This window comes from Salinivibrio proteolyticus (assembly GCF_027286365.1).
Taxonomy (GTDB): domain Bacteria; phylum Pseudomonadota; class Gammaproteobacteria; order Enterobacterales; family Vibrionaceae; genus Salinivibrio; species Salinivibrio proteolyticus.
The window spans coordinates 2,601,150-2,623,616 of sequence record NZ_CP114584.1 but is presented as its reverse complement, the minus strand read 5'-3'; the positions used below and the strand labels follow the sequence as shown (position 1 = coordinate 2,623,616).

Below are 22,467 nucleotides of genomic sequence, written 5' to 3'. Positions count from 1 at the left end.
AAGTCCTAACTATGCAAACAGGGAGGCGTAGAGTGGAAATGTTATCCGGTGCCGAGATGATCGTGCGTTCCATGATCGATCAAGGCGTAAAACATATTTTTGGTTATCCAGGCGGATCAGTACTGGATATATACGACGCATTGCACGAAAAGAGTGATATCGACCATGTGTTGGTACGCCACGAACAAGCCGCGGTCCATATGGCTGATGGTTATGCGCGTGCCACGGGGGAAGTGGGCGTGGTGCTGGTGACGTCAGGCCCAGGGGCAACCAATGCGATTACTGGCATTGCCACCGCGTACATGGACTCGATCCCCATGGTGGTTTTTTCTGGCCAAGTCATGAGCGGCCTGATTGGCAATGATGCCTTCCAAGAATGCGATATGGTGGGGATCTCCCGCCCGGTGGTCAAACACAGCTTTTTAGTCCAGCGCGCTGAAGATATTCCTAACATTGTTAAAAAAGCCTTTTATCTTGCCTCAACGGGACGTCCCGGCCCTGTGGTGGTGGATATTCCTAAAGACATGCTGAATCCGGCACAAAAGCATCCTTATCAGTATCCAGACAGTGTACGCATGCGCTCTTATAATCCGACCACCTCGGGACATAAAGGGCAGATAAAGCGTGGCTTAAAAGCACTACTGGCGGCGAAAAAACCAGTATTGTATGTCGGTGGTGGCTCAATCATGGCCGATTGCGGCGAACAAATCCGCCAACTATCAGAAAGCCTTAACATCCCTGTTGTCAGCACCTTGATGGGGCTAGGCGCGTTTCCCGGCACCCATCAACACTCGCTGGGTATGCTGGGCATGCATGGCACCTACGAAGCGAACATGGCGATGCACCAAGCCGATCTGATCTTTGGTATTGGTGTTCGATTTGACGATCGCACCACCAATAACTTAGAAAAATACTGTCCCGATGCCACCATCATGCACATTGATGTCGACCCATCGAGCATTTCTAAAACCGTGGCGGCAGACATTCCTATCGTCGGCTCGGCGGATGCGGTACTAAATAGCATGCTGAAATTGCTGGTGGAGCAAGGTGGCAGTAACGACAGTGATGCGATCAGTACTTGGTGGCACAATATTCAAACTTGGCGCGAGCGTCAGTGTTTGAAGTATGACGTGGATCCGGAGCGCATCAAACCGCAGCAAGTGATTGAAACCTTGTACCGCCTCACTCATGGTGATGCCTATGTGACCTCGGATGTCGGCCAGCATCAAATGTTTGCCGCACTTTATTATCCGTTTGATAAGCCACGTCGATGGATTAACTCGGGTGGCTTAGGCACCATGGGCTTTGGGCTTCCCGCCGCCATGGGGGTTAAGTTTGCGCTACCGGACGCGCAGGTGGTGTGTGTCACCGGTGATGGCAGTATTCAGATGAACATTCAGGAGCTCTCCACCGCGTTACAATATGATATTCCGGTGGTGATTGTGAACCTCAATAACCGCTTCCTCGGGATGGTCAAACAATGGCAGGACATGATTTATCAAGGCCGTCACTCGCACTCTTATATGGACTCGGTACCAGATTTTGCCGCGATCACTGAGGCCTATGGTCACGTGGGAATGCGTATTAGTCATCCGTCCGAGCTGGAAGCCGGCCTAGAAAAGGCGCTGGCAATGAAAGATCGTTTGGTGTTTGTCGATATCCATGTCGATGAAACCGAGCATGTTTATCCAATGCAGGTACGCGGCGGAGCGATGAATGAAATGTGGTTGAGCAAAACGGAGAGAACCTAATGCGCAGTATTGTATCGGTTTTAATGGAAAACGAACCAGGTGCCTTGTCGCGGGTTGTGGGGTTATTCTCTCAGCGTGGCTACAACATTGAATCACTGACGGTGTCACCCACCGATGATGCGACCTTGTCGCGCTTGAATATCACCACCTCGGTGGTCAGCGACGCGGACCGCGAGCAAATCGAAAAGCACCTGCATAAGCTGATTGATGTGCTGAAAGTGAGCAATGTCACCGAAAGCGATCACATTGAGCGTGAACTGGCGTTGGTGAAAGTAAAAGCCAGCGGCTTTGCCCGCGCGGAGGTAAAACGCACCGCCGATATTTTCCGTGGTCAGATTGTCGATGTCACGAACTCGCTGTATACCGTGCAGCTGACCGGTGACAGTGACAAACTGGATGCCTTTATTCGCGCGGTGGGTGAGATTACCGAGATTATTGAAGTTGCACGCAGTGGCGTAGTGGGCATTGCACGTGGCGAGCGAGCGCTGCGCCAGTAAATAAAGCAACTGGTCGTTGTAAGTAAAATGGCACGCCTTGGCGTGCCATTTTTTGTCGGTCAGGCGGGATTAATCAAATACACCAAGGCTTCATAGGGTGCCAGTTGCATTTCTGGCATCAACGGCTTGGCTTCTGGGTAATTATGGCTCACCAAGTCTGCGTTCGGGGCAGGGGCAATAGGCAAGGCCGCTGTGACCGGTTCGCCATAAAAGTTACACACTACTACCAGTTGGTTATCACCGTTGTCGCGACGATACGCGAGCAATTGTGGGTGGTCAGGCAGCAAGTCCTGATAATCTCCTTCACGGATCACCGGTAAGGTTTTACGCAGAGAAATCAGCTGCTTGTAGTGATAGAACACAGAGTCTTTATCCGCCAGTGCGGTGTCGACATTGACGTCAACATAGTTAGGCGCAGGCTTGAGCCAGGGTGTGCCTTGAGTAAAACCGGCGTTTGTTGAACTGTCCCACTGCATGGGGGTACGTGAATTGTCGCGTGAGCGTGCAGCAAGAATGGCCAACACTTCCCCTTCAGGCATGCCTTGGTCGCACAGCAGACGGTGCATGTTGCGGCTTTCGACGTCTTGATAGTCATCAATACGCTGATAGCCAGGGTTGGTCATGCCAATTTCTTCCCCTTGATACACGTAAGGTGTGCCTTGCTGCATATGTATCGCAGTGGCGAGCATTTTAGCGGACGCGACTCGATAGTGGCGGTCATCACCAAAGCGGCTGACCACACGCGGCTGGTCGTGGTTACACCAAAATAATGCGCCCCAACCTTGATTATGCAGGCCGTGCTGCCAAGTGCGGAAAAGCTGTTTTAGGGCCAAGAAATCAAATGGCGCCAGTCGCCACTTCTCACCGCCCGGATAATCGACTTTTAAGTGGTGGAAGTTAAACACCATAGAGAGCTCTTTGCCATCTGGCGCGGAATACTGCTGACAGTGCTCTAAGGTGGTCGAAGACATCTCGCCCACGGTGACGCTGCCGTAACGCTGGAAAATGTCGCGGCTGATCTCTTGCAAGTATTCGTGAACGCGGGGACCGTCGGTATAAAAACGGCGACCATCGCCTTGGTGATCGTCGGGGAACGACTGATCTTTGGAGATCAAATTGATCACATCGAGCCGAAAGCCATCCACGCCTTTTTCTGCCCAAAAAGCCATTACGTCTTTGACGGCGGTCCGCACCGCTGGGTTTTCCCAGTTAAGATCGGCTTGCTCGGTGGCAAATAAATGAAGGTAATACTGACCGGTCGGTTCATGCCATTGCCAGGCGCTGCCGCCAAATTTTGACTGCCAGTTGTTCGGAGCGCCGCCGTTAACCGGGTCTTTCCAGATATAGTAATCGCGATAGGGGCTGTCTTTGCTGGCAAGCGCTGATTGAAACCAAGGATGCTCAGTTGAAGTGTGGTTAATGACAATATCCATGATGATACGGATATCGCGTTTGTGCGCCTCGGCGAGCAGGATGTCGAAGTCGTCCATGGTGCCTAGGCTTGGGTCAATCGCGTAATAATCGGCAATGTCGTAGCCATTATCGACTTGTGGCGATACATAAATGGGGGTGAGCCACAAGGCGTCGATGCCCAAAGCCGAAAAGTAGTCCAGTTTTTCGATAATGCCCGGCAGATCACCTGTCCCTGTTTGTGTGGTGTCACGGAAGCTTTTTGGATAAATCTGATAAATGGTGGCCGTTTTCCACCAGGGATGTGCGTGCATAATGTCTCTCTCAACGCGAATAAAGCAGGGAGCGTTCCCTCCCCGCAGACTGAAGGGGAATTAGATGACGGCCAGTTTGCCTTTGCTGGCTTGGCGGCGATACATAAAGGCGGTGAGTGCAATGGGCACGATAATGGCTATCAGCATCGCGACCGCATAAACCCCCCAGAACTGTGGCTGAATGGATAAAATACCTGGCAGGCCACCCACACCAATGCCGTTGGCCATCACGCCGGAAAGACCACACACAATCGCCGCTAGCGCCGAGCCAACCATCGCGCACAGCATAGGGAATTTGTAACGTAGGTTAATCCCGTACATAGCCGGCTCTGTCACGCCAAGATAGGCTGAGATTGCCGCTGGTACAGAGATTTCACGTTCATTTTCTTTTTTGCTCATCCAAATGATCCCGACAACCGCCGAGGCTTGTGCAATGTTAGACAGAGCAATCAGTGGCCAAATGGGGGTGCCGCCCATCTCTTGCATCAGCTGCAAATCCACCGCGTTGGTGGTGTGGTGAACTCCGGTGATCACCAAAGGTGCATACAGGAAGCCGAACAGGGCCGCGCCTATGTAGGCGTAATCGCCGGTCATTGCCGAACGGGCGAGGAAGGCCACGCCATTACCAATCTCGCGACCAAAGGGGCCGATAAGGGTGTGTGCCAAGATCACGGAAGTCAGTAGCGCGACAAACGGCACCACCACTAAATACAAATAATCCGGAATAATGCGTTTTAACTGGGTTTCAATAAATGCCAACGCCATACCGGCGAACATCGCTGGGATCACCTGTGCTTGGTAGCCGACTTTTTCAATTGAGAACCAGCCAAAATCCCACACTTCAGGCATTTCTTTACCGATAAGGTAAGCGTTCATCAACTGAGGCGATACTAGGGTAATACCGAGCACGATACCCAAAATCGGTGTGCCGCCCATTTTTCTGACTGTCGCCCAACACACGCCGACAGGCAGGAAGTGGAAGATGGCTTCGCCAAGCAGCCATAAAAAGCCGTGGGCGGTGGCCCAAAACTCGCTGATCTCGGTTAAGGTTTTGCCATCGAACATGCGGATATCACCGATCACATTACGGAAGCCGAGGATCAGACCACCGGTGATGATCGCGGGGAGAAGGGGAACAAAAATTTCCGCGAGGTGTGAAATCGCACGTTCTAGCAGGCTCATGTTTTTACGCGCGGCTTGCTTGGCCTCATCTTTTGATTGACCCTCGACGCCGGTGGCCTGTTGCAACAGGACGAAGGCTTGGTCCACGCTGGTGCCGATCACAACTTGAAATTGGCCGGCGCTGGTAAAGCAGCCTTTAACCATAGGGATCGCTTCAATGGCGGCGACGTCCGCTTTTTCCGGGTCATTTAATACGAAGCGTAAGCGGGTGAGGCAGTGGCTCACGGTGGCGATGTTGTCTTTGCCGCCTATATGGGTGATCAATTGATCAACGGCATTTTTATTTATCTGGCTCATAAGCAATCCTGTATTGCTGTAGGGTATTCATTGGTAACGTTCCCATTGATTATTGATCGTACTAAGCCAATTATCAGTGGAATCGTTCCCATGTTTTGAAAACCATCACACAGAAATTCGTAACTGCTTGATTTTTAGTGTTGGCTAGGGAGTCACCAGATGACAGGGTTGCGTCCAATGTGTGATAGTGGTCACCTCATCATCCAACTGCTTGAGCAGCAACTCAGCAGCATGTTGCCCTGCTTGATGGTAGCCCAGTTCCACACTGACTGCGCGTGGGAACATAAAGCGTAGCATGTCATGGTTGCCAATGCCGCCAATGGCGATATCTTCACGGTTTAGGGTTTGTAGGCGTTTTGCGACCCCTAAGGCGAGGGTATCGGAGGCGCAGACAATGGCGTCAGTCTGCGGGGTTAACAGGCAATCTGTTGCGGCATAGGCGGCATGTAGGCTCATCTCACAACGATGGAGTTGTGGTGAAAGCTGGTGGGTTTGGCAAAAATGTTGATAGGCATCAGATCGGGCGAGACCTGTGGTTTCATCGCGCTCATCAATCCCCAAGAAGGCAATATGACGGCATCCTTGACGATAAAAGTGGTCCATGACTTGCGTGACGGCACCTTGGTTATCGTAACTGACGCTGGCGTATTGCTCACTATCAACGGCGAGCACGACACAGTTGGGGGCGAATGGCGCTAGCGCGTTGAGATCACAGCCAGAAAAACCAAAAAAGATAATCCCATCGACGTTACGGCGTTTTAGCACATCGAGATGGGCTTGTGCTTTTTGTTGTGAGAACTGGCTTTCCATAATGGCTGCGTCATAGCCTTTGGCATACAAGGTATTGAGCAGCCCCGTCAGTGCGGTGTTCTCTGAGTTGGAACTGAGCTTTGCCACGATCACGCCCACAACACCACTGCGTTGCGCACGCATCGCGCGCGCCGACTTCGACGGTAAAAAGCCATGTTGGTCGATCACCGCTTGTACTTTAGCGCGGGTACTGTCTTTAACGCGTGCGTCATGGTTTAGCACACGCGATACGGTCGATTTCCCCACCCCGGCTAAGCGGGCAATATCCAAAATGGTTAATGGTTTTGTCATTTTTTTCTCTGTGGTAGCGGTAAATCAGTGGCTTAGACTCAGCCTCTTCGCGCGCCATGATAACAGGCGTGATTGGCGCTTGCGATTTATTGATTAATTTGTAAACTACAGCCTGATTTTTGAACAACCATCCTACTTTAGACTGAAATGATGATGAGCCACCCTGTCGTACAAACCATCAACAAGTGCCTAGTGCGCATGACCACACTGACGCTCGCAGTAATGGCATTAAAGCTTAGCGCGATTTATTTGGTGCCGTTAGCGGTACTGATCAAAACGCACTTCAAAGAAATTGTCCACTGGTAAGCGCGGTAAGCTGATCGTCAAGGTGCTGGTTTAGCGATTGCCAGTACTGCTGATAGCGCTGCGTATACGCTTGCGGGCATGGCGAAACCAAACCGCGCACAATCGGAAATAGCTGTTGCCATTGTGCCAGCCAATCTATCTTCACATCAGGATGGGTGAGATAGCGCTGGTGCTGTGCTATGACTGGCATCAACGCCTTTTGTAAGTAGGGATTGATACCACAAAGCAGCTGGGTGTGCAGGGTCAGGTGCCAATAGGTCATGGTGGTGATATCGGCGCTATCTTTGGCAGGTAAGTGCTGAATAGAATGAATCAGTCCCAACACCTGTAATGCGGTCTGTTCATTCAGTTTGCTCGGAAAGCTATCGATGAACGCACCAAACAGACCTTTTAGGGCTTGAATCAGTGCCTGCCAGTCTGCTTGGCTTAATGGTGTGAGCCGATAGCCAAGATGAGGCTGATAAAGGACCCGCCCCTCTACCGCTAATAAATGCAAGCCATCGCGTGCTGTGGCCGTTGACAGGCTGAGTTGCTCACACAAAGCAGAGACAGTGAGTGGATAATCGCCCTCTGCGCGCGCTGTGAGTGATAACTGGCGGGTTAATATGGCTGCCCAGATTTGCTCCATAGCGTGTTGGGCTTTGGTGAACTTCATAACACTCCCTGTGCTGGGTCGACGAGATTGGCTCGCGACTAAATGCAAGCCTCTTTATCATGCCACCGTGTCATGGATAAAAAAACGCCCCGACATGAGTCGAGGCGTAGGCATTGCTATCGGTGCTTAATTACAGCACGTGCACAGAGGCGGTGTTGGTGGTACCAGAAGGCACAAGCGCGCCTGAAACCATGACCACGATGTCGCCTTTATGCGCCAAACCAGACTCAAGCGCGATGGTTTTGCCGCGACGGTAGAACTCATCGGTGCTATCGATGCTTTCGATCATCACAGGCGTCACACCTTTGGTTAGACACAGGTGAGCGGCTGTTTTCGGGTTGGTGGTAACCGCGATGATGTTTGCCGTCGGGAAGTACTTACGTACTGAGCGTGCTGATTTGCCCGCTTCAGTGGCAACAACAATCAAAGGTGCACCCAACTTCTGAGAGGTATCAACCGCGCCTTTACAGACCGCTTCGGTGATACGCAGGCGATCGCTATCGAGACGAGAACCCAGAGCCGGTGACATTTGACGGTCAGTACGCTCACAGATTTGCGCCATGATGCTCACAGCTTCAACCGGGTATTTACCTTTCGCTGACTCGCCAGACAGCATGACGGCATCGGTACCATCCATGATCGCATTCGCCACATCACCGGCTTCAGCACGGGTTGGACGTGGGTTTTTGATCATTGAATCCAGCATTTGTGTTGCGGTGATAACCATCTTGCGAGCACGGTTACACTTCTCGATCATCATCTTCTGCGCGAAGATCACTTCTTCCACTGGGATTTCTACGCCCAAGTCACCACGGGCAACCATGATACCGTCAGACGCTTCCAAGATAGCGTCAAAATTGTCGACACCTTCTTGGTTTTCAATTTTAGAGATGATCTTGATGTCGCTGCCGCCGTTTTGAGCCAGCAGCTCGCGGATTTCTTCCACGTCTTCTTTCTTACGAATAAATGAGGCCGCAACAAAGTCAACGCCTTGCTCGCAACCAAATTTTAGATCCGATTTATCTTTTTCAGCCAGTGCAGGCAGGCTCACCGAGACACCTGGCAGGTTAACGCCTTTGTTTTCGCCCAACTCACCGTTGTTCAGTACTTTACAAACAACTTCTTTTTCAGTCGTTTCTAGTACTTCCATCTCAAGCAGACCGTCATCAACGAGTACAGTATTGCCCGCTTTTAGGTCACGAGGTAGGCCGGCGTAAGTGACGGCAACGCGATCTTTGTTACCCACGACAGAGGTGTCTGTGGTGAAAGTGAACGTTTGACCAGCTTCTAATGCGACGTCGTTACCACCTTCGAGTTTGATGGTGCGGATCTCAGGGCCTTTGGTATCGAGCAGAATCGCAACTTGCTTACCGGTTTTCTTCATGACGTTGCGCAAATTTGTGATACGCGCACCGTGTTCGGCATAGTCACCGTGTGAGAAGTTAAGACGCATCACGTTCATGCCTGCATCAACAAGCTTAGTCAGCATCTCTTCCGATTCAGTTTTAGGTCCAATCGTACAAACGATTTTGGTCTTTTTCATCGACGCATTTCTCCGGTCAAAAATTGAAACATAAACTTGGAGCCTAACTGCAAAAGACTGATTTAAATGTAATTAAACAACATAAATAGGTCGTTATCGTGGTGCAGTCAGCAAAATTCTCGCATTTCTCAATGACGTTACCGCAGCCTTCACGCTGAGGTGACGTCACTGTTTTATCGATCGTGAGTATAGATTGTCTGCGTTGATCTGTGTTGATCACGGGCAATAAAGGCGTTGTTGGTGTAATACGATTTCACCCAGTGCCATCGATTCACCATTCACCTCCCATCCATTGGGCGCGTAAATTTACCACAGCTCACCGTCCAGATCATTACAAGCCGGTGACAGTAATCGGTTTCAGCACGCTTTTATTTTGATGATTACGTTTTCTGTTGATTATCACCCCAGGCGACAAGGTGGTTGTTTTATGAGCTGTTATTGATTCTTTTGCCATTAATGAGTGTGATCTGTCTTCCAATTTGAACTGGATCATGCTTTTTTATTAAGTCTTTTGCGTTCACCTAGAATTTATCTACTATCAGAGCACTTTCGATGGGCTGCCTAACAATGTTTGCGCGTACTTTACGGTTTTTGACAGGGATGCTGCTTATAGTCTGCACTTATGCGAGTACGCAGGTGTGGGCCGATGACGCCTATCTGTCAGAAAAGAAAGACATTTTAGTCGCCACCCATTCTTCAGTGTGGAAGCCTTATAGCTATTTATCCGACTCAGGCCAGCCCAAAGGGCTGTTGATCGATTTTTGGCAGGCTTATGCCAAATACAATCATGAACCCATTCAATTTGTTCTGTTAGATTGGCCTGAAACCCTCTCTTATATGCGAGAAGGTGGTAACCGTGTGCATGCCGGTTTATTACGTTCGCCTGAACGTGAGCGCTTTTTAGATTTTGCGACGCCAATTTTTAATATCAATGGCTCTTTGTATGTGCAAAACCAACCGGGCAGTACGGATACTAAGCCTTTAGCGGCAGGTCAAGTCGTTGGTGTGGTAGCAGAAAGTTATGAATCCTCGTTCTTAGCCAAGCACTATCCGCAAGTGGAGCAACGTAGCTTTGTGAATAACGAGGATTTATTTGCGGCCGCGCTAGAGGGTGAGATCCAAGCCCTTGTGGCAGATAGTCAGGTCGCCAACTTTTACTTTCTGACTCAAGGGAAACCGCTAGCATTTGTCGCGGAGCAAGTTCTTTATACCCGTCCAATTTATGCAGCAGTGCCGAAAGGCAACCAAGCATTGCTCGATGAAATACGTGTTGGGATCAGTCATATTCCGTCTGAGGAACTACTACGGATTAAGCAAAAATGGATTAATACCGAGCGGGTTGAGGCGTATCCCGATTGGCTAATCCCGACCATAGTGATCATGGTGGCATTGAGCGCCGTCGCGTACATTTTTTTCCTCAAGCGCATGGTGTATAAGCGCACCGTTGCCTTGCGCCAAGCCAATGCCCGCTTGCGTGAATTTGCCAATACTGACCCACTGACTCAATTGCTGAATCGACGTGGCCTAGAGGGCTATTTTTCTCGCCTTAAACCCAAACTTCAGCGTCAGCAAGAAATGGGGCTGATCCTCATCGACCTCGATCACTTTAAACAGGTGAATGACAAATACGGTCATATGCAGGGTGATAAAGTGTTAGTGCACCTTGCCAGTTATTTAAAGCGGGTCGTGAAGCATGGCGCCGTGGCGCGTTTAGGGGGCGAAGAATTCTGCGTGCTGTGTCCGGCCACGTCATTAGATGAAATGATCGACATTGCCAACCATATCCGCTGCGATGTGGCAGACAGTGTGTTTGAGTTCGATGGCGCCGAGATTCGTGTCACTGTCAGCATTGGCGCAATCGTATCCAGTGATGTTACTGACGACATTGCTTCGCTGGATTTGGATACCTTGACCCATGCCGCTGACCTTCTTATGTACCGTGCGAAAGACCGTGGCCGTAATCAAGTGATGCTGGCCTCCTCTCAATCAGTGACCACACCTATCGCAGAAGCCTGATACCGTTTTCTGTTAGGTAAAAACACGCTTTTCATTTTCTTTTCTTGCAGCGTTTTTATCATTAAATATACTGTATATATATACAGGTATTTTGATGATGAAAACACTCGACCAATTAGCCCAGCAACACGGCCTATGGCGCGCTAGTCAGCGGCCGTTAATGGCGGAATTACCCGATAAAAAAGCGACCGGTTACAGTGCCTTTGATCAGCGTCTAGGGGGGCTCCCGTCTCCAGGTGTGACAGATATCATCAGTGATTATGGTGTCGGTGAGTTGCGGCTGGTGTTACCGGCGTTGTATCACGCCAGCGGCCAACAGGTGGCGTGGATTCGTCCACCGGTTGGACTCAACGCAGCGATGCTACATCAGCAAGGCTATTTAACCGACAACACCTTGTTGGTGTCTCCCAAAAGCGATCAGGATGCGCTGTGGGCAGCCGAGCAAGCGGCGCGCAGTGGCGCGTGTCAGGCAGTCGTGTTATGGCCATCTTCGCTCACGGTGGGACAAGTGAAGCGTCTAAAACTGGCGGCCGAACATGGCCAATGTGCGGTGGTACTGTTGCGCCGCCAGCAGACGCATTCATTGACCTTGCCGGTCGATTTAAGTGTGGCGCTGGCCCCTTCTGCATGTGGCGTGACGGTCACGGTGCGTTATTGTCGCGGCCAATGGCCACCGGCCCCGTTTACCCTCGATTGGCGCACGCAATGGCCCGCGTTAGTGACCTGGCCGAGCAATGCAGAGAATTTGCTTGCTTTTCCTTCACGGCAACAGCGGGAGCAAGCGTGATGTCATTGTGGCTGTATCTGCATTGCCCAAGCTTGTTGTTAGATAGCCTTTATGCGCCGTCATCGGTACAAGCGGTGGGGCTGGTTAGCGAGCAAGAAGGCCGTTTAGTGCAGCTCTCTGTGGCGGCTAGCACGCACGGTCTGAGTACCGGCATGGGATTAGGGGCTGCCGCGCTTATTTGTCATCAGCTTGCGGTCTATCCTTATTGCGCGGTGAAAGAGCAGTCCGCGCTTGAGCAGCTCGCCACACAGCTTTATCCGCTGGTCGCGGAAATCAGCCTTAATCCCCCTAAAGGTTTATGGCTACACGTTTCACCGATGTTGGCGTTATATCAAGGGTTTACTCCGCTATGGCAGGCAGTGACTCAAACGCTGGTGGAAAGTGGTATCCGTTATCAGGCAGGGGTGGGCCAAACGCCGCGTGCCGCCGAGCTTATGGCGTATGGCCACGCGGGCAAGATCAGTACCGACCCCGAGCATTTGCAGGCAGCGTTGCAGCAATTGCCGTTGGCCGCAGCCCCTTTACCGGAGACGGTGAAAACTCAGTTTACGCGTCTGGGCCTCTCTCAGTTAGGTGAGCTTATCGCCTTGCCCACCGCGTCGCTGACGCGACGGTTTCCGCGCACTGTGGTGGATTACCTTGCTGAGGTGCGTGGCGCCCAGCCGACGCCACTGCGTTATTTTCAGCCACCGCTGCAATTTTTTCAGCAGCGGGTCTTGTTGTTTGAGCTTAGTGAGCAAGCCCACTTATTGCCCATTATCGAGAATCTCGTCTCGGCACTGTGCCGTTTTCTTGTGCAGCGTAGTGCCTGTACGCCTGCGCTGACGTTGGGTTTTAGCTTGCGTGATGGATGTGAAGAAACCCTGCCGGTAATGGCCGCGCATGGCGAGAAAGACGTCGAGCGCTGGATGGCGTTGGTGCGTTTACGGCTGGCGTCATGGCAAGTGAGTCAGCCGGTGACTGCGGTCAGTGTGACGGCTTCGCAAATCGATTGTCACCAGCCCGGACAAACCGATCTTTTTAGCGCCCAGCAAGGTGAGCAAAATCGTGATGAGTTGGTCGCGACACTGGCTGCCCGACTCGGGGAGGAGGCGGTTATGCGGTTAGCGTATGTGGATCATCACCGTCCCGAGACGGCCAGCCAACATGTCCCCTATCATCATAGTGCGACACCGCCGGCTTCGGCACCCACGCGTCCACGCCCAAGTTTATTGCTGCCGCAACCCACACCACTGGTGGGTAAGGTCACCTTACGTGAAGGGCCGGAGCGAATTGTCACGGGCTGGTGGGAAGGTGCGCCTATCCAGCGTGATTACTTTATTGCCCAAAATGCCCAGCAACAATGGCTGTGGGTGTTTCGCACGCCAGAGCAAACTTGGTTTTTACACGGTTGGTTTAGTTAGACGGTGAAGCGATGAGTACGTATGCCGAGCTGGTATGTTGCAGCAACTTTTCCTTTCTTGAGGGAGCCTCACACCCGGAAGAGCTGGTGGCGCAAGCGGCAACATTGGGCTATCAAGCGATCGCGATCACCGATGAATGCTCGGTCGCAGGCGTGGTGCGTGCGTATAAAGCTCAGCGTGATTATCCGCAGCTTTCGCTGATCATTGGCAGTCGCTTTCGTCTGCAGGCGTTAGATGTTGTTCTACTGTGTCCCACTCAAGCGGCTTACCAAGAGCTGTGTCGGATTATCACCAATGCGCGGCGACGCAGTCACAAAGGTGACTACCAGCTGAGCGAGTGGGATCTGATGTCGGTGCGTCATGGCATAGTGCTATGGCTACCCAGTGGCGCGGAGAGCGATCATCATTGGGCGACGTGGCTGCTGCGTTATCATGCTGAGCGCTTGTATCTGGCCGTGCGGCGCGATCTAGCGGATAACGACCATCCGTATTTGGCGCACTGTCGCATGCTGGCAAGCCAGTATGCGCTTCGTGTGACAGCATGTGGTGATGTGCTGATGCATCACCCTGAGCGGCTGGCGTTACATCATACCTTAACGGCGATTCGACATCGTCAACCGGTGGCGACGTTGGGGCGGACATTATTGCCCAATGCAGAGCGCGCCTTACGCCCGTTGCCTAAATTACACGCTTTATTTCCCCCTGAGTGGCTGGCGGAAAGTGCCAAGATTGCCGCCCAGTGTAAGTTTTCCTTGGCTAGCCTTAAATACAGCTACCCCAAAGAAGTGGTGCCGACTGGCGAGTCTGCGATGGCGTATCTGCGTGAGGCGGTCAAGCAAGGCGCACAGCAGCGTTTCCCCAAGGGGGTGCCCAGTGACGTGGGAGCCACCATTGAAAAAGAGCTCGCGCTTATCGAGGCGCTGGATTACCCGTATTACTTTTTGACCATTTACGATCTAGTACGCTTTGCCCAGTCGCGTGGGATCTTATACCAAGGGCGCGGCTCGGCGGCGAACTCGGTGGTGTGTTATTGCTTAGGGATCACCGCGGTGGATCCGTGCAAAGTCGATGTGCTGTTTGAGCGCTTTATTAGCAAAGAGCGCGACGAGCCGCCGGATATTGATGTGGACTTTGAGCACCAGCGCCGTGAAGAAGTGATCCAGTATTTGTATCAAAAATATGGCCGTGAGCGGACCGCCCTAGCGGCAACCGTGATCCGTTATCGGCTTAAAAGTGCATTGCGCGATGTGGGCAAAGCGTTGGCGATCCCCGCTAGCCAGATTGATTTTTTTATTCAAAACCTCAATCGGCGCGATAAAACCCAGCCTTGGACGCAGCAACTTCAGCAGTTGGGCCTCGATCCTAAAAGTGCGAAAAGCCAACAATGGCTGTCGCTGACCCAGACATTGATCGGCTTTCCGCGCCACCTTTCTCAGCATGTGGGTGGCTTTGTGATTGCAGATGGGCCTTTGTATGAGTTGGTGCCGGTGGAAAATGCGGCGATGGCAGAGCGGACGGTGATCCAGTGGGATAAAGACGATCTGGAAACACTGCATCTGATGAAAGTCGACGTACTGGCGCTGGGTATGCTCACCGCGATTCGACGTACCTTTGATTTGATTGCCCAAACCGGTGGCCCTCGCTTGAGTTTGGCGTCGATCACCCAACAAGGCGACGATCCGGCGGTGTTTGCACGCATTCAGCACGCCGATACCGTCGGAGTGTTTCAAATTGAGTCGCGAGCACAAATGAGTATGCTGCCGCGGCTCAAACCGGCTTGTTATTATGATTTGGTAATCCAAATTGCCATTGTCCGCCCCGGTCCGGTTCAAGGTGACATGGTGCATCCGTATCTAAAGCGCCGCGACGGGGAAGAAGCGGTGAGCTACCCGTCCAAAGCGGTTGAGCAGGTGCTGGCGCGTACGCTCGGAGTGCCCATTTTTCAAGAGCAGGTTATCAAACTGGCGATGGTGGCGGCCGGCTTTTCCGGTGGAGAAGCGGATCAGCTGCGCCGCGCGATGGCGGCCTGGAAGAAAAAGGGCGGACTGGCGCCATTTCGCGACAAATTGATCGCAGGGATGACTGCGCGAGGCTATCGCGCCGACTTTGCCGAGCAGCTTTACCGGCAAATCTGTGGGTTTGGTGATTATGGCTTTCCAGAGAGCCACTCGGCTTCGTTTGCGGTTTTGGCCTATGTCTCAGCGTGGCTAAAGCATTATTATCCCGCCGCGTTTTACACCGGCTTGCTTAATAGCCAGCCGATGGGGTTTTACTCACCGTCACAATTGATGCAAGACGCCACGCGCCATCAGGTGCCTGTGTTGCCGGTTTGTGTGCAACACTCGGGAGCGGATCATTGCTTAGAAAAGGTTGGCGAACAGTGGGGCGTGCGGCTGGGGTTGCGGTTAGTCAAAGGATTAAGCATGGCGGCAATAGACCGATTGCTGGCCCATCGTCCAGAGACGGGATTTACGTCTTTGTCGGCACTGCAAGGGATTCATCTTGACCGCGATGCCTATCAAGCCCTAGCCAGTAGTGGCGCATTGGCAGCGCTGGCTGGTAACCGCTTTCAGGCGCGCTGGGCTCTGATGGATCAGCAGCGGCAGTTGCCGTTACTCGCCGCCAGTGACGATGAGGTGGCGTTGCCTCATTCACCTTCCCAGTGGCAGAACGTGATTGAAGATTACGCGGCCTTGGGGCTGTCGCTCACCGATCATCCTATTCGTTTGATGGCGCAAGCTGGCACGTTGGGGCGTTTTACCCGTGGTGTTGAGTTATCACAGTGTGCGTCGCAAAGCTGGGTGGCGGTAGCGGGGGTGGTGACGGGTAAGCAATCCCCCGGTACGGCCAGTGGCGTAACCTTTGTCACCTTGGAAGACGATACGGGTAATATCAATGTGGTGGTTTGGGCGGGGACGGCACGGGCGCAATCCCGTGCTTTTATGCAAGCCAAGGTGTTGAAAGTGCATGGCATTGTCGAGCGACAGGGCGAGGTGGTGCACGTGATTGCCGGTAAGTTGATTGACCTTACCCCGACGCTCACCACCTTGTCGGTGGCCGCGCGTGAATTCCGTTAACGCGACGCGCTAACCGCGTCGGGACAGGTAGGCGCCGGACACGCTGCTACCGCTTGAATACGCTGGCGATGCAGCTCATCACGAATCGCCGCCCCTTTAAAACCTGCGTCGACAATTGGCTTAACCTCTACCTGTTGCGCGCAAGCAAAGCGCTCGCGTAGGGCATCGGCTTGCGGGTAGTGATAGTTTTCACGTCCCTTGCGGCCACGTACATCGGCCAAACACGCCAAGGCCAGTTGCTCGACCCGCTCGGGTTTGCGCCACGCATCGATCTGATTAAACAGCGCTACCCAATGCTCAGGGCTGAGTTGATCGCACTTATGAATTTTGGAGTGGTGCGCACTGACCACCAAGGCCAAATCCCGATAGGCGTTGGGAATACGTAGTCGCTCGCACAGATCTTTAATCACGGGCAGCCCGCGATCGCCGTGGCCGCGATGGCCGGGCAAAATAGAGGCAGGGGTGAGGGCCTTACCGAGATCATGGACTTGTGCGGCAAAGCGGATGGCTTTGTCGTCGGTCAATGAGGCGGCATAACGGCTGACCATTTCCGTGTGGATGCCGGTGTCGATTTCAGGGTGCCAGTTGGCTGGATTCGGCACGCCGTACAGGGCGTCGATTTCAGGAAGCACTACCGCTAGGGCACCGCAATCGCGCAGCACAGCAAGAAACACATCGGGACAATCACTGCCAAGCGCTTTTTCCCACTCGCGCCAAACCCGCTCAGGGGTGAGGTGGGTGAGTTCGCCCTTGGCGACCATCGTTTTCATCAGCGCTAAGGTGTCGTCGGCAAGGGTAAAGCCGAGCGGCGCAAAACGGGCGGCAAACCGTGCCACCCTGAGGACCCGCAATGGATCTTCGCTAAAGGCAGGCGAGACATGGCGCAAAATCCGGTTGTGTAAATCTTGCTGACCGCCATACGGGTCAATCAAGCTGCCATCTTCGTCTTGGGCAATGGCGTTAATGGTGAGATCGCGGCGCTGAAGGTCCGCTTCCAGTGAGATATCTGGTGAGAAGTCGCAAATAAACCCGGTGTAGCCTTGGCCTGATTTACGCTCGGTACGGGCGAGGGCATATTCTTCGTGTGTGGTGGGGTGTAAAAACACGGGGAAGTCTTGGCCGACTTGCTGGTAACCGGCCGCTTGCATTTGCTCGACGGTCGCGCCCACGACCACCCAATCTTTATCTGTGACCGGCAAGCCTAATAGCGCATCACGTACTGCTCCGCCGACAAGATAATGTTTCACACGAGACTCCTTGTTTGGATTAACCTTGGAATCTGGCATGGCAACCATGCTGACTCCGATTTCTTTCCCAAGTATACATATTGAAATGCAGCACGGATATTTTGTGCCTGAAAATTGGCGTGGCGGTTGCAATAAAAAAGGCCGCCGAGGCAGCCTTCTTCAGTCATTATGCCCAGCCGTCACGGCGACGTTTTTTACGTGGGATAAGGTGTGGCAGCACAAGGCCAAACAGTAAGCCGCCGCCAGCCACCATGCCGCCGTAGGTAAACCAGCGCATCAGCAGGTCGTCTTTTTGGGTATCAATCTTGGCGCGCAGTGCACGAATTTCACTTTGTGCCTCAATCAATTTCTTATTGAGATCGCTGCTGTGTGCTTCCAGCTTCGAAATTTGTTCGTTGCGTTTTGCTAGCGATTCTACCAAGCCTTTTTGCTGTGCTTTGGCATCATCTTGGGCGCTTGCCAGCGCGGATTTAACCCTTTTCAGCTCCGCTTCTAGTGCAGGCAGTCGCTCTTTTAAGCCCGGTTGCGTGGTGACGTAATCACTTTTTACCCAGCCTTTACGGCCACGGCTATCAACCACTTGGGTATAACCTGCATCGCGGTCGCGGCTTAATACGGTGATTTTATTGCCCGCATCGACGCTACCAATAATGCGATATTGTGTACCTGGACCAGAATGCATGTAGGTAAACAATTCGTCGGAAATATAGTTTTCTGCCATTGCACGGGGGGCCACAAGTACAATCAGCAACATAAGAGCAGAATACAGGTGTTTCACGTCTGGGGTCCTTTGCGTTTTTTCAGTATGGGACACATCGCCTTTGTTGCGCATAGTGCCATAGGCCAAAAGGAAAGGGGAGCCATGCTCCCCTTTTTTTGACCGTGATTTGACATCACTCGCTCAGTTTACGCAAATGCAGCGGTCATCACATGGTAAAAGATCACAGCTAGCAAGGCGCCAGCCGGTAGCGTGATAAGCCAAGAGGCGACAATGTTACGCACTACGCCTAAATTGAGTGCGGCAATACCACGGGCAAAGCCGACGCCGAGCACCGCTCCCACCAAAGTTTGGGTGGTTGAGATAGGCAGGCCTGTTCCTGAAGCGACGACGACGGTACTTGCGGTCGCCAATTGTGCAGCAAAACCGCGGCTTGGGGTGAGTTCAGTAATGCCTGATCCCACGGTGGCCATCACGCGGTGTCCGAGTGTAGCCAAACCGACTACGATCCCGATGCCGCCCATAGGCAGAATCCACCAAGCGATATGGGTTTTCTCAGCCACTTCTCCCAGGTTTTGTACCGTGGCCACAATCGCTGATAGAGGACCAATTGCGTTAGCCACATCATTAGAACCATGCGCGAATGCCATTGCACAAGCGGTGACGACCATCAATAAGCTGAAAATACGCTCAACGCCTTGAAAGCCTTGACTTTCGTCGCCGCGATATTTACGGGAAATATAGTACACCCCATAGAACATAATCAGCGCAGAAAGCACGATAGACGCGCTAATGGCCTCAAAGGCGGAGAGGTGAAGACCAACGTGTTTAAGGCCTTTTTTAATGGTTACCATCGCGATAATAAACGCGGTGATAAACATATAAATGGGAACAAAGCGTTTGGCGTTTAGCACCGGATGATCGGTATCGAAGATAAGGCGTTGTGCACTGAGGAAGATGAGGTAGGCAAAGATGCCCGAGATAAGCGGTGTGATAATCCAACTGCCCACAATGCTTTGTACGGTGTGCCAATCCACCGCCTCAGAACCGACGGACAGGCAGGCAAAGCCAATGATGGCACCAATAATAGAGTGGGTCGTCGAGACTGGCCAGCCCATGTATGAGGCAAGGAGTAACCAAGTGCCAGCAGCCAGCAGGGCTGACATCATACCAAACACCAACTCAAGCGGTTGATCCGCGTAGAGTGCGGTGTCAATTACCCCCTTTCGGATGGTGTCTGTTACCTCGCCGCCAGCAAGATAAGCGCCAGCAAATTCAAAAATCATGGCAACAATAATGGCTTGTTTCACGGTCAGCGCTTTAGAGCCGACCGACGTGCCCATTGCATTGGCGACGTCGTTGGCGCCGATACCAATTGCCATTAAAAAACCAAAAGCCGCGGCGACCATAATTAAAATGGTCCCGTGATTCATCAGGATTTCCATTGTAGTACCTTGTTATTACATCACTCGGTTAGGAACGGGAAAGCATCACCTCTAAGCGCGCGCCAACACGCTGCGCTTGATCGGCGATTTCACCGACCCACTCAAGGATTTTGTACAAGAACATGACGTCGACCGGGTTATATTCGTGTTCGACAGCCATCAATGCTTGGCGAAGTTGGATTTGCATGGAGTCGGTATCGTCTTCAATCACATCCAACTGATGAATCATTTCTGCCACCAAGGTCACTTCGCGGCCTTTGAACCCAGTTTCTAGTAACTCTTCCAGTTCATTGATCACACGGCGTGCTTGATCGGCTGCATCCAAACAACGCTGGACGTAGGCGATAAAGGCATCATTCATCGAGGGGGGCATACGGAGCTGACGGCCAATCACGCGGCCAGCGATATCCTTTGCCAAGTTTGCCAACTTATCCTGTTGGGTGAGCAGCTCCAGCATGTCTGTCCGATCAACAGGCATAAAGAGACCGCGGGGAAGTTTGAGTCGTATATTGCGTTTCAGTGTATCTGCGTCTTTCTCAATATCAGAAATTTGCTGACGCAGTTGGTTAGCCTGTTCCCAATCTTGACGCTCACAGGCGTTAAAAAAAGGAATGAGTAACGCACAGCAATCGTTCACACGATTAACATGGCGTTGTAAGGGTTTAATTGGGCTTTTTGCAAACAGCCCGACAATTGTATTTACTGGCATAGCCGTAATCTACCTGGTTGCCTCGTGCCCAGAGGGCAAAATGGAGGCCAAACGTTCAACGATGGTATATCGGAGCGGCGAATGGTAGCGCAGAACATTGGTTAAAGAAACAGCTTTTGTGATCTCACCCTCATTGCGTCTGATCAAGCCTGATAACACCAGTACTTGCCGACAGGATCAATTGTTCATATCCTTGTCTGGCAATTGGCTATAGGTACCCGTATGGACACTGAGATAGAGCTCAAGTTTTTTGTCTCTTCTGACTTCTCTCACCGCATTCGCGATAAAATTGTCGGTGTAAAGCAGCTACAGCAGAGCCAGCGCGAGCTGGGAAACATCTACTTTGATACGCCAGATTTTACCCTACGCAAACACGATATCGGTTTGCGGGTGCGCCGCTTTGACGGCGTTTATATTCAAACGCTGAAAACGGCGGGCCGGGTGGTCGCTGGGCTACATCAACGCCCAGAGTACAACGCCGAGCTTAACGGACCTGAGCCGGACCTTTCTTTGATCCCGGTCGAAGCATGGCCCGATGGATTAGATATACAAGCGCTTGCGAGTCAACTTCAGCCGCTATTTTCGACTGATTTTGTGCGCCGTCAGTGGCTTTTGGCGACCGAAGACGGCAGCCAGATCGAACTGGCCTGTGATCAAGGCGAAGTGTCGACGGATGCGGGTGATAAAGACGTGATTTCTGAGGTTGAACTGGAGTTGATTTCTGGTCAAACCGATGCCTTGTTCTCACTGGCGCGTAACTTGGCTGATGAAGGCGGCGTGCGTCTTGGGAATTTAAGTAAGGCTGCACGTGGCTATCGTTTAGCAACGGGTTACCAAGGCGATCCGGTCACGGCATTGTCGATTGTGAAGTTACGTGATGACGACTGCCAAGAAAAAGCGCTGATCCGTATTTTGGAACATGCGCTAAGCCATTGGCATTACCATGAGCAAATCTACATTGAGCGCGAATCGCTCGATGCTTTGCAAGAAATCCGCTATGCAGTATTACTGATCCGTCAATCGCTTGCGTTGTTTGGTAGTGTGGTGCCTCGTCGTGCTAGCACCCTTTTGCGCCAAGAGCTGCAATGGTTTGAAGGCGAGTTAGCTTGGCTTGACCATGCCACCGCCATTGCACGTTTGTGCGAAGATAAGGGGCAATATTTACGCAAACTTAATGCCCGCAAACCCTTGGTTAAGGCACTGAAAGACAAGCACGAAACCTTGCCTGAGCGAGAAGACGTGGTTGCGCTACTCCATGCGTCACGTTACTGCAACTTGCTGTTGGATTTAAGTCGGTGGATTTTATCCAAAGGATGGCAGCCTTTCCTAGATGACAAAGCGGAAGAAAAGCTTGCCCAGCCTATCCAACACTTTGCCGACAAAGCCTTGCCGGATTCTTGGCAAGAGCTGTTGGCGGTTTTTGATGAGACGAAAACCCTGACGCGGCACGACTATTTTGATCAGTATCCAAGACTGCAACGCAACTTGTTACTGGGTACCTGCCTCGCGTCTTTGTTTGATAAAAGCCGGCGCAAAGCGTTCCGCCTGCCTTGGCTGGATATGTTACAAGGCATCGAAGAGCTGCGTTTGCTCGAGCCTGTGCGTGAACTGGTGGCTGAGCTGGACGACGACGAAGATAAGAAGCAAGCAGAAAAATGGTTGGCGCGTAAAGAAGAGTCGTTATTACACGCGATGACGCAAAGTCGACAAACAGGCCTGACGCTTACCCCCTATTGGCAAGATTAAATGCCTTCTTATAAAAGCAGCTCCTTGAGCTGCTTTTTTTGTACTGCGCGTGCGATCGCAAATTGAATAACAATCTTCTCCAAGCGAAAAGAAACGCAATCTACATCAAAACGCTAGGCTACTCGGTTAGTTATAACCGCGCGGTGAGGTATCAGGGGCATCTGTTGTGCTGATTAACTTATCATTATTGAATATGGATGTGGGCAATTATCACAAATAAGGTAAACAAGGGTTTAGTCATCGCCGGATTTACCGATATAACG

General features: G+C 52.0%; 17 protein-coding genes. 8 read left to right on the top strand and 9 right to left on the bottom strand.

Annotated elements, in window-relative coordinates; translation table 11 throughout:
• Positions 1-32: 32 nt before the first annotated feature.
• Both N7E60_RS12280 and ilvN read left to right on the top strand, forming a co-directional pair.
• Complete coding sequence (locus N7E60_RS12280) at positions 33-1,751, top strand: acetolactate synthase 3 large subunit (RefSeq protein WP_269597608.1); 1,719 nt, start codon at positions 33-35, stop codon at positions 1,749-1,751.
• Positions 1,751-2,248 (top strand): acetolactate synthase small subunit, encoded by a 498-nt coding sequence (ilvN, locus tag N7E60_RS12275; protein WP_021023377.1) that lies wholly within the window; start codon positions 1,751-1,753, stop codon positions 2,246-2,248. Before N7E60_RS12280 ends, ilvN begins: the two co-directional genes overlap by 1 nt.
• Positions 2,249-2,307: 59 nt before the next feature.
• Here the strand turns inward: ilvN and treC are convergent, their stop codons facing one another.
• From treC to treR, 3 genes are all read right to left on the bottom strand, one after another.
• On the bottom strand, positions 2,308-3,972 hold the full coding sequence (gene treC / locus N7E60_RS12270) for an alpha,alpha-phosphotrehalase (protein ID WP_269597607.1): 1,665 nt from the start codon (positions 3,970-3,972) through the stop codon (positions 2,308-2,310).
• Between the two features lie 60 nt (positions 3,973-4,032).
• Positions 4,033-5,451: a PTS trehalose transporter subunit IIBC gene (treB, locus tag N7E60_RS12265; protein ID WP_269597606.1), complete on the bottom strand. Its 1,419-nt coding sequence runs from the start codon at positions 5,449-5,451 to the stop codon at positions 4,033-4,035.
• Between the two features lie 144 nt (positions 5,452-5,595).
• Positions 5,596-6,552: a trehalose operon repressor TreR gene (treR, locus tag N7E60_RS12260; RefSeq protein WP_096629981.1), complete on the bottom strand. Its 957-nt coding sequence runs from the start codon at positions 6,550-6,552 to the stop codon at positions 5,596-5,598.
• A gap of 147 nt (positions 6,553-6,699) precedes the next feature.
• Between treR and N7E60_RS12255 the strand changes: the two genes are divergently transcribed.
• Positions 6,700-6,858, top strand: a complete 159-nt coding sequence (locus N7E60_RS12255) for a hypothetical protein (RefSeq protein WP_157893178.1) — start codon at positions 6,700-6,702, stop codon at positions 6,856-6,858.
• Here N7E60_RS12255 and N7E60_RS12250 read toward each other — a convergent pair.
• Both N7E60_RS12250 and pykF read right to left on the bottom strand, forming a co-directional pair.
• Positions 6,836-7,513, bottom strand: a complete 678-nt coding sequence (locus N7E60_RS12250; protein ID WP_269597604.1) for a GntR family transcriptional regulator — start codon at positions 7,511-7,513, stop codon at positions 6,836-6,838. The two genes, N7E60_RS12255 and N7E60_RS12250, sit on opposite strands and share 23 nt — an antisense overlap.
• A 130-nt stretch (positions 7,514-7,643) precedes the next feature.
• The gene (gene pykF / locus N7E60_RS12245; RefSeq protein ID WP_269597603.1) at positions 7,644-9,056 is read right to left on the bottom strand and encodes a pyruvate kinase PykF; all 1,413 of its coding nucleotides are present in this window, start codon (positions 9,054-9,056) and stop codon (positions 7,644-7,646) included.
• A gap of 636 nt (positions 9,057-9,692) precedes the next feature.
• Here pykF and N7E60_RS12240 point away from each other — a divergent pair.
• From N7E60_RS12240 to N7E60_RS12225, 4 genes are all read left to right on the top strand, one after another.
• Positions 9,693-11,072 carry a transporter substrate-binding domain-containing diguanylate cyclase gene (locus N7E60_RS12240; RefSeq protein WP_167314838.1) on the top strand — a complete coding sequence of 460 codons (1,380 nt, stop codon included), beginning with the start codon at positions 9,693-9,695 and terminating at the stop codon, positions 11,070-11,072.
• Between the two features lie 94 nt (positions 11,073-11,166).
• Positions 11,167-11,859, top strand: a complete 693-nt coding sequence (gene imuA / locus N7E60_RS12235) for a translesion DNA synthesis-associated protein ImuA (protein WP_269597602.1) — start codon at positions 11,167-11,169, stop codon at positions 11,857-11,859.
• Positions 11,859-13,262: a Y-family DNA polymerase gene (locus tag N7E60_RS12230; protein ID WP_096629968.1), complete on the top strand. Its 1,404-nt coding sequence runs from the start codon at positions 11,859-11,861 to the stop codon at positions 13,260-13,262. The genes imuA and N7E60_RS12230 overlap by 1 nt, the downstream gene beginning before the upstream one ends.
• Before the next feature lie 11 nt (positions 13,263-13,273).
• Positions 13,274-16,339, top strand: a complete 3,066-nt coding sequence (locus N7E60_RS12225; protein WP_096629965.1) for an error-prone DNA polymerase — start codon at positions 13,274-13,276, stop codon at positions 16,337-16,339.
• Here the strand turns inward: N7E60_RS12225 and N7E60_RS12220 are convergent.
• From N7E60_RS12220 to N7E60_RS12205, 4 genes are all read right to left on the bottom strand, one after another.
• Positions 16,336-17,586, bottom strand: coding sequence for a multifunctional CCA addition/repair protein (locus N7E60_RS12220; protein ID WP_269597600.1), 1,251 nt, complete (start codon positions 17,584-17,586; stop codon positions 16,336-16,338). The two genes, N7E60_RS12225 and N7E60_RS12220, sit on opposite strands and share 4 nt — an antisense overlap.
• Positions 17,587-17,752: 166 nt before the next feature.
• Positions 17,753-18,364, bottom strand: a complete 612-nt coding sequence (locus N7E60_RS12215; protein ID WP_077455848.1) for a TIGR04211 family SH3 domain-containing protein — start codon at positions 18,362-18,364, stop codon at positions 17,753-17,755.
• 128 nt (positions 18,365-18,492) lie between these two features.
• Complete coding sequence (locus N7E60_RS12210) at positions 18,493-19,749, bottom strand: inorganic phosphate transporter (protein ID WP_077455843.1); 1,257 nt, start codon at positions 19,747-19,749, stop codon at positions 18,493-18,495.
• Positions 19,750-19,777: 28 nt separating this feature from the next.
• On the bottom strand, positions 19,778-20,458 hold the full coding sequence (locus N7E60_RS12205; protein WP_069590816.1) for a TIGR00153 family protein: 681 nt from the start codon (positions 20,456-20,458) through the stop codon (positions 19,778-19,780).
• A gap of 222 nt (positions 20,459-20,680) precedes the next feature.
• Here N7E60_RS12205 and N7E60_RS12200 point away from each other — a divergent pair, with 222 nt between their 5' ends.
• Positions 20,681-22,204 carry a CYTH and CHAD domain-containing protein gene (locus N7E60_RS12200; RefSeq protein WP_269597597.1) on the top strand — a complete coding sequence of 508 codons (1,524 nt, stop codon included), beginning with the start codon at positions 20,681-20,683 and terminating at the stop codon, positions 22,202-22,204.
• Positions 22,205-22,467 lie beyond the last annotated feature (263 nt).